This window comes from Streptomyces sp. (assembly GCF_035563135.1).
Lineage (GTDB): Bacteria > Actinomycetota > Actinomycetes > Streptomycetales > Streptomycetaceae > Streptomyces.
Genome location: NZ_DATMVN010000826.1, coordinates 1 through 2,210, shown reverse-complemented (window position 1 = coordinate 2,210; position 2,210 = coordinate 1). Strand labels below are relative to the sequence as shown.

The window sequence follows — 2,210 nt, the reverse complement described above, 5'->3', positions numbered from 1 at the left end:
CGAACGCGCCGAGATCGCGGGTGCCCCGGAAACACTCCCGGAGCCCGACGCCTCCCAGGCGCGCACCTCCCTGCCGGCTCTGCGCGAGGCATACCGTGCGGCCTCGCAGCTGTACGAGAAGGTGGGGGTCGGAGCCGACCTGAGGGCCGAGCAGGCACGCGCCGAGAGCGACGAGAGCGCCGCCCTCGCCGAACTCGACCGTCTCACCAACAAGGTCCGTACCCGCGCCGCCCAGCTCCTCGAAGGCACCGACGGAGCAGACGGGCCCTCCCGGCAGGCGGCCGCCGCCCGCGCCGAGTCCCTCGTCCAGCTCCTGGAGACACGGGCTTCCACGGCCAGCGAGCAGCTCGGCCGGCTCCGCGGCGAAGCCGAACGGCTCGCCCCCGCCGACGAGGCGCCCCACCACACCGAGCTCCCCGCCGACCTGGTCCCGGCCGACGCCGGCCAGGCCCAGTCCCTGCTCCGTACGGCGACGGCCGAGCTGGCCTCCGCCACCGCGGCACTGGACACCGCGCGCGCCGCCCACACCGAGTTGCTGCGCGCCCACCGAACGGCCGAGGACTCGGCGAGCGGCTTCGACGAGACCGCCGCACTCCTGCGTGACCTGCTCAGGGACCACGGCGCGGAGGACGAGACCGAGGCCCCCGACCCGTACCGGGGCACCCTGGAGGAGGCCAGGCGGTCCGCCGCCGAGACGCGCCGCTCCCTGCGGGGCTTCGCCACCGACCTGTCGGCCGCGGAGAGTTCCGTGCGGGAGGCGAGCGACGTCCTCGTGCGGCACGCCAACTCCACCCGCTACGAACAGGTCCGCACCCCGGCCCGCCAGCAGATCCGGGAACTCCCGGCAGCCGCCCTGCCCGACCACGCCGAGAAGTGGGCCGCGGCCTTCGCGCCCAGGCTGCGCGTGCTCACCGACGAGCTGGCCCAGCTGGAGCGCAACCGCGACTCCATCGTCGACCGGCTCCGCGGCCTGGTGGAATCGGCCCTCACGACGCTCCGCTCCGCCCAGCGGCTCTCACAGCTGCCCGAGGGGCTGGGGGAGTGGTCCGGCCAGGAGTTCCTCCGGATCCGCTTCGAGGAACCCGACCAGGCCACGCTCACCGAGAGACTCGGCGAGGTCATCGACGAGGCCACGCACGCGGCCCTCAAGAAGAATTCCGACCTGCGCAGGGACGGGATGTCGCTCCTGCTGCGCGGTGTACAGGCCGCGTTGCAGCCCAAGGGCATCGCCGTGGAGATCCTCAAGCCCGACGCGGTGCTCCGCGCCGAACGCGTCCCGGTGGGGCAGATGGGTGACGTCTTCTCCGGTGGGCAGCTGCTGACCGCCGCGATCGCGCTGTACTGCACGATGGCGGCCCTGCGCAGCAACGACCGGGGCCGCGACCGGCACCGTCACGCGGGGACGCTCTTCCTCGACAACCCCATCGGCCGCGCCAACGCCACGTATCTGCTGGAGCTCCAGCGCGCGGTCGCCGATGCGCTGGGAGTCCAGCTGCTCTATACGACCGGGCTCTTCGACACCACGGCGCTCGCCGAATTCCCGCTCGTCATCCGCCTCCGCAACGACGCGGACCTGCGGGCGGGGCTGAAGTACATCAGCGTGGAGGAGCACCTCAGGCCGGGACTGCCTCAGCAGCACCCTTCAGGCGAGACCGTCCACGGCGAGATCACCGCGACCCGCATGTTCAAACGGACCGGCGTGGCGCCCGGCGCCACGGCCGGGGCGCCGGGCCCGGAGATGCGCACGGCGACGACGGCCACGTCCACGGAGCCGGCACAGGTCCCGGAGAAGCGATAGGGGAAGGCCGGGGCGCAGGCACTCAGGCCCGGGAGAGCCGGCCTTCGCCCCGGCGGCGTATCCGCGCTTCCCTGCGCCCCTGGGCCCGGGCGGCGCGCCTGGCCGCCCTGCGCTCCCGGCGCATGCGGCGCGCCGTGCTGCTCGGTACGGAGACGACCCCGTTGCGCTGGTTCCACACCTGCCGGGTCACCCAGACGTCCAGCACCGCCCAGGTGGCCACGACCGTGCCCGCCACGCCGCTCAGCACCATCGGGAAGGCGAGCCATGACCCGGCCAGCGTGCACAGGAAAGCCACCATGGCCAGAATGATGGTCAGCGACATCGTGAGGACGGCGCGCACGGCGGCGGTCCGCACCGGATCCGGCATCCTCCGCCGTGTCGCGGGTTCCTCCACCCAGAGCTGTCTCGGGAT

1 protein-coding gene and 1 pseudogene are annotated in these 2,210 nt (G+C 73.5%); one reads left to right on the top strand and one right to left on the bottom strand.

The window, feature by feature from the left end; genetic code table 11:
• A pseudogene (locus VN520_RS36565) lies at positions 1-1,798 on the top strand (hypothetical protein); the annotation flags it as partial.
• A gap of 22 nt (positions 1,799-1,820) precedes the next feature.
• Here the strand turns inward: VN520_RS36565 and VN520_RS36560 are convergent.
• Positions 1,821-2,210: hypothetical protein (locus VN520_RS36560; protein WP_325751263.1), on the bottom strand; the 390-nt coding region annotated here is incomplete at its 5' end.